7 protein-coding genes are annotated in these 5,469 nt (G+C 62.7%); 4 read left to right on the forward strand and 3 right to left on the reverse strand.

Annotated features, from left to right (window positions below):
- Positions 1–119 precede the first annotated feature (119 nt).
- Together WBF69_RS11245 and yjgA are read right to left on the reverse strand one after the other, a co-directional pair.
- Positions 120–803 (reverse strand): alpha/beta hydrolase, encoded by a 684-nt coding sequence (locus WBF69_RS11245; RefSeq protein ID WP_424264167.1) that lies wholly within the window; start codon positions 801–803, stop codon positions 120–122.
- Positions 787–1,365, reverse strand: coding sequence for a ribosome biogenesis factor YjgA (yjgA, locus tag WBF69_RS11250; protein ID WP_424264169.1), 579 nt, complete (start codon positions 1,363–1,365; stop codon positions 787–789). Before yjgA ends, WBF69_RS11245 begins: the two co-directional genes overlap by 17 nt.
- 52 nt (positions 1,366–1,417) lie before the next feature.
- On the opposite strand from yjgA, the gene pmbA reads away from it, so the two are divergent.
- Positions 1,418–2,785, forward strand: coding sequence for a metalloprotease PmbA (pmbA, locus tag WBF69_RS11255; protein ID WP_424264171.1), 1,368 nt, complete (start codon positions 1,418–1,420; stop codon positions 2,783–2,785).
- Positions 2,786–2,891: 106 nt separating this feature from the next.
- Complete coding sequence (locus WBF69_RS11260; protein ID WP_424264173.1) at positions 2,892–3,992, forward strand: TRAP transporter substrate-binding protein; 1,101 nt, start codon at positions 2,892–2,894, stop codon at positions 3,990–3,992.
- A gap of 46 nt (positions 3,993–4,038) precedes the next feature.
- Here the strand turns inward: WBF69_RS11260 and WBF69_RS11265 are convergent, their stop codons facing one another.
- Positions 4,039–4,662: a TetR/AcrR family transcriptional regulator gene (locus WBF69_RS11265; protein ID WP_424264175.1), complete on the reverse strand. Its 624-nt coding sequence runs from the start codon at positions 4,660–4,662 to the stop codon at positions 4,039–4,041.
- Positions 4,663–4,743: 81 nt separating this feature from the next.
- Between WBF69_RS11265 and WBF69_RS11270 the strand changes: the two genes are divergently transcribed.
- The gene (locus tag WBF69_RS11270) at positions 4,744–5,127 is read left to right on the forward strand and encodes a terminase (RefSeq protein ID WP_424264176.1); all 384 of its coding nucleotides are present in this window, start codon (positions 4,744–4,746) and stop codon (positions 5,125–5,127) included.
- Between the two features lie 230 nt (positions 5,128–5,357).
- On the forward strand, positions 5,358–5,469 hold a 112-nt coding region (locus WBF69_RS11275), incomplete at its 3' end, for an uL13 family ribosomal protein (protein WP_424264178.1).

Genomic DNA, 5,469 nt, shown 5'->3' on the forward strand with positions numbered 1-5,469 from the left:
AGGTGGAGGGCTGCGACAAGCCAAAGATAGTCCTGAGGACTATTTCGTGCCTGATTCATCCGAGCGCCTTGCAAGGCGCGAGGTGGAGGGCTGCGACAAGCCAAAGATAGTCCTGAGGACTATTTCGTGCCTGATTCATCGGAGCGCGCAAACACCCCCAACAGAAATGCCTGGATGTCGTCCAGTTCCTGCGGATGCAGGCCGTGGGGCATCGGATATGTATGCCACTGCACCGGTTGTCCCAGGCCCGTCATCGCGTCCCGGCTGGTTTCCGCATAGGTCAGGGGCACGACCATATCCTGGGTGCCGTGCGCCATGAACACCGGAGTGGCGGCATTGGCCGGATGACGTTCCGCCGCCGTGGTGTTGCGCAGCGGCAGGTAGCCCGACAGACCGATCAGCCCGGCCAGCCGACATTCCAGCCGCAGGCCGGTATACAGCGCCATCGCGCAGCCTTGGGAAAAACCGGCCAGCACGATGCGTTCGTGGGCAATGCCGCGTTCGGCTTCGCGCGTGATCAGATCCGTGATGGCGCGCCTGGTCGCCCGGATGCCGTCCACGTCTTCGCGCGCATCGCGATCCAGGCCATACAGGTCGTACCAGGCTCGCATGGGCATGCCTTGGTTCAGCGTCACGGGAATGATGGGCGCGTGGGGAAAGACAAAGCGGATGTCGGGCAGGCCGGGGTGCGCCAGCTCGGGCACGATGGGCTCGAAATCGTGCCCGTCTGCCCCCAGTCCGTGCAGCCAGATCACGCTGTGGGTCGGCTCGGGGCCGGTGGTCCGTTCAATCGTTTCCAGCATCGTGTCCACTGGCGTCGTCCTTGAAGTCAATGTTTTTCAGGGTTTGGAACAGCGCGCGGTATTGCTTGCGGACGGGTTCTTGTCCGGGGCCGCGCGACAGATTGTCCTTGGCTTCTTTGCGGGCAGCGCGAATCTGTGCCCGCAGCGCCTGGATGTCCAGGTGCGGAAAGGATTCCAGCAGCTTGGTCAGAGCCTGGTCGTCATCCAGCAGACGGTCGCGCAGGGATTCCAGCCGGTGCATGGCGCGCGTCTGGTCGCGTGATCCATTGGCCCATTCCGCCAACTGGCGGCGCAGCGCATCGGCGTCGGCGTGACGCAGCAATTTGCCCACATAGTGGGTCTGCCGACGGCGGCCTTCGTGGGCATGGATGCGTTGGGCCAGGGCGATGGCATCGCGCAGGGATTCGTCCAGCGGTAGTTGCGCCAGCCGGGCCGTGGGCAGGTCGATCAGCTCGCGTCCCAGGTCCAGCAGGGCGTGCATGTCGCGCTTGACCTGGGATTTGCTGGGCCGCTGGTCTTGGGCGGCCTCGTCCGGCAGGGGTTCGTCCATGGCGTCAGGCATAAAATGATTTGCAATTGGCTATGATAACCGTCTTGACCAAGGCAGATTGAGCATGACAGACCATACAGACGATTTCCTGGATATTCCTGCCCAGCAGGCTCAATTCCGCGAGCTGATCACGGATGCCCTGCGGTACGCGCGCGACGCCGGGGCCTCTGATGCCGCTGCAGAGGTCTCCGAAAGCCGCGGGCTGTCCGTGGCGGTGCGACAGCGCACGCTGGAAACCATCGAACAGACCCGCGACCGTTCCCTGGCCATCACGGTCTTTGCCGGCCAGCGTCGGGGATCCGCTTCGACCTCGGATTTTTCGGCGGATGCCCTGCGCAAGACCGTCGAGGCTGCCTGGCACATCGCCCGCCATACGGCGGAAGACCCGGCTGCCGGCTTGCCGGATGCCGATCAGTTGGCGCAGCACTACCCCGACCTGGATCTGCATCACCCCTGGGCGATTGATGTCGCCGAGGCCGCCCGCATGGCGATCCGGGCCGAACGCGCTGCGCTGGCGGTCAGTCATCAGATCACCAACACCGAAGGCGCTTCCCTGGACACCATGGAAGGCCATTTCGTGCTGGGCAATTCACGCGGCTTTCTGGGGGGCTACCCGTATTCCCGCCACAGCGTGTCGGTGGCGCCCATCGCCGGGCGCGGTGATGGCATGCAGCGCGACTTCTGGTATACGTCGGCGCGCCGCGCCCAGGATCTGGCTGATCCCGCCAGGGTGGGGCGTTATGCCGCCGAACGGGCCTTGTCGCGACTGAATGCGCGCACGCTCAAGACCGGCCAGTATCCGGTGCTGTTCGAGGCGCCGCTGGCCGTAGGTTTGCTGGGCGCTCTGGTGCAGGCGACCAGCGGCGGGGCCTTGTACCGCAAAGCCAGCTTTTTGCTCGACAGCCTGGGCAAACCGGTTCTGGCCGACCATCTGGATGTGGTGGAAAATCCCTACATTCCCGGCGCGCAGGGCAGCTCTCCGTTCGATGCCGAAGGCGTGCGTACGCAGGCTCGTCGCGTGGTTGACCAGGGGGTGCTGACCGGTTATTTCCTGTCTACCTACACGGCCCGCAAGCTGGGGCTGGCGACCACGGGCAATGCGGGCGGGTCACATAACCTCAGCCTGCGCTCGCGCTTGACCCGCCCGTCCGACGGCCTGGACGCCATGCTGCGCAAGATGGATACCGGCCTGCTCGTCACGGAACTCATCGGGCAGGGTGTCAATTACGTGACCGGCGATTATTCCCGGGGGGCGTTCGGCTACTGGGTGCAGGGCGGCAAGATCCGCCATCCGGTGCATGAAATCACCATCGCCGGCAATCTGGCCGATATGTTCCGTCAGATGGTGGCGGTGGGGGCGGACGTCCATGTGCGCGGCGCCAAGTCCACCGGTTCCATTCTGATCGAACGCATGGCGGTCGCGGGCCAGTGATGGTGCAGCAGCAGCCTGCGGCGGGTCTACGCGCAGTCGGCTGTGCAGTGTAATATCGAAGCGCTTCTTTTCTTCTTCTAATTCGAACACTACGGAGATCACTCTTATGCAGCGTCGTGCATTTCTGAAAAAAGCCGGGCTGGGAGCAGTTGCCGGCACAGCGGCTGTCGCCGCGCCCGCCATCGCGCAGAGCGCGCCCCAGATCAACTGGAAAATGACGTCCACCTACGCGCCGTCCACGCCGGCGCTCTACACCACGGCGCAGCTGTTTTGCAGCATGGTCAAGGACCTGACGGACGGCAATCTCAATATCCGCCTGTATCCGGTCGGCGAACTGGTGCCCGGCTTTGGTGTGATGGACGCCGTCGGCAACCGCACGGTGGAATGCGGCCAGACCGCGTCCTACTATTACTACGGTAAAGATCCCTCGTTTTGCTTCGATACGGCGGTGCCGTTCGGCCTGAACGTGCGCCAGATGAACGCCTGGATGTACGAAGGCGACGGCCTGAAGCTGATGCGCGAACTCTTTGCGCCGCGCGGCATCATCAACTTCCCCTTCGGCAACACCGGCACCCAGATGGGCGGCTGGTACCGCAAGGAAATCAAGACCCCCGACGACCTGAAGGGCCTGACGATGCGCACCGCGGGTTTCGCGGGCGAAGTCCTGTCTCGTCTGGGCGTGGTCCCGCAGCAGATTGCGACGGGCGATATCTATCCCGCTCTGGAAAAGGGCGCGCTGGATGCCGTCGAATTCGTCGGTCCGGTGGACGATGAAAGCCTGGGCTTCCAGAAAGTCGCCAAATACTATTACTACCCGGGCTGGTGGGAAGGCTCCGCCCAGGTGTCGCTGTACGTCAACGACAAGGCGTTCGCCGAACTGCCCAAGGCCTATCAGGCCGCCGTGACCATCGCGTCTCGCGCGGCATCGAATCACCTGGTCGAGTACTACGACAACAACAGTCCGGCAGCCCTACGCCGCCTGATTGCTGGCGGCGCCGTCCTCAAGAGCTTCCCGCGTGAAGTCATGGATGCTTCCTTCCAGGCTTCCAACGAAGTCTACAAGGAATTCTGCGACAAGAACGCGGGCTTCAAGAAGATCTTCGACAGCTATATGTCGTTCCGCGACAATGTGGTGCCCTGGTTCCGCGTTGCCGAAGGCTCGTTCGACAACTATCTGGGCGCTGCCCTGGCTCGCCAGAAGAAATAATCCGCTGCCTGGATCAAAAAGCGCTCCTTTGCCGGAGCGTTTTTTGTTATGACTCACAGCCCCCGTCGCCTCGGTTCGGGATGGGCAGCGGCGTTGCTGCGCAATGGATCAGGTGGGCAAACTGGCGGGCGCGCTGCGTGCGATACGCCGCGTCTTCCAGGCCTGTTTCGATGCACAGCGTGGCATAGCCGTGGACGATCGACCAGGCGGCAAGGCTGAGATCGTCGCATGGCGCCGGCGCGGTGATTGTCTGGATGATGTCCGCCAAGGCCCGGTAGGCGGCGGCTCCGGCGGAGGCAAGCTCGGGCGACTGGGCGGGGTCGGCGAGTTCGCGTGAAAACATCAGGCGGAACAGGGCAGGCGTCTTTTGGGCGAAGCCTATGTAGGTCTCGGCGGCATGTTGCAAGACATCGTCCCCTGCCGGGTAATCGGCGATCCCGAGCAATTCCGCTTGCAGCTTTTGCAGCCCTGCTCGCGCGAGCTCGGCCAACAGCGCCTCCTTGTTGACGAAGTGATTGTAGGGCGCTTGCCGTGACAGTCCCGCGCTGTGCGCAACCTGGCGCAGTGAAAGGCCCTGTGCGCCGGATTGTTCCAGCAGGGCAGCCGCAGCCGCCAGCAATGCATTGCGCGCATCGCCGTGATGGTAATTGCTGTGTTTGGTATGTGCCATGCAAGGATCCTGGATTCCAGTCGAATGTTGACATGAGCAATATTCATTGTCTATAGTGACATCGTCAACATAGGGGGCGGCATGAGTGATCTTTCTCACGAAGGGCTGTTGGTCCGGCAGTGGCGGGACTACGGCATGTCTCATCAGTCCAGATGCAACCTCGTCATCCACCTCATCGCGGTGCCGTGCTTTCTGGCGGCCATGGCCCTGCTGCCGGTGATGCTGGCGCAGGGCAGGTGGTTTGCTGCTGTGTTTGCTTTGGCGGCAATGGGCGGCTCGATTGCCGCCCAGGGGCGAGGTCATCGCACCGAGGTGCATCCGCCTCAGCCGTTCACCGGTCTGTGGAATGGCATCGCGCGGCTGCTGGCGGAGCAGTGGATCACCTTTCCCCGTTTCGTGTTGTCCGGACGGTGGGCGTGCGCCATGAGGCAGGACGGCAGCGGCGGGGGCCGGCACGGTCAATAGAGGAGAGCGGCGATGGCGGTATCGGACTCGCTGGCTGCGCAGGTTTTGGCGCAGTGGGCTTTGTGTGCGGGTGAGTATTCGTGTAAAATCGTCGGGTTTCGCCCTGACTCATATCCGTACGGGTCCGCTTACCGGCTGATGCCGGTGATCATGGTTTGTACATAAAACCCTGGCGGGTATGGCAAAAGTCAGCGGAATATTTTATTTATTTTTTCATCAGGAACACCATCATGAAGACCTTTGTGGCCAAGCCGCATGAAGTCAAGCGTGACTGGTTTGTGATCGACGCCAAGGGCAAGGTCCTCGGCCGTGTGGCCAGCGAAGTCGCACGCCGTCTGCGTG

The sequence above is a fragment of the Castellaniella sp. genome (assembly GCF_049673105.1).
Taxonomy (GTDB): Bacteria; Pseudomonadota; Gammaproteobacteria; order Burkholderiales; family Burkholderiaceae_B; genus Castellaniella.

What these genes read in the sequence shown, in the direction of transcription:
- WBF69_RS11245 (WP_424264167.1), bottom strand. Translation starts at nt 803, where the DNA reads ATGCTGGAAACGATTGAACGGACCACCGGCCCCGAGCCGACCCACAGC.
- yjgA (WP_424264169.1), bottom strand. Translation starts at nt 1,365, where the DNA reads ATGCCTGACGCCATGGACGAACCCCTGCCGGACGAGGCCGCCCAAGAC.
- pmbA (WP_424264171.1), top strand. Translation starts at nt 1,418, where the DNA reads ATGACAGACCATACAGACGATTTCCTGGATATTCCTGCCCAGCAGGCT.
- WBF69_RS11260 (WP_424264173.1), top strand. Translation starts at nt 2,892, where the DNA reads ATGCAGCGTCGTGCATTTCTGAAAAAAGCCGGGCTGGGAGCAGTTGCC.
- WBF69_RS11265 (WP_424264175.1), bottom strand. Translation starts at nt 4,662, where the DNA reads ATGGCACATACCAAACACAGCAATTACCATCACGGCGATGCGCGCAAT.
- WBF69_RS11270 (WP_424264176.1), top strand. Translation starts at nt 4,744, where the DNA reads ATGAGTGATCTTTCTCACGAAGGGCTGTTGGTCCGGCAGTGGCGGGAC.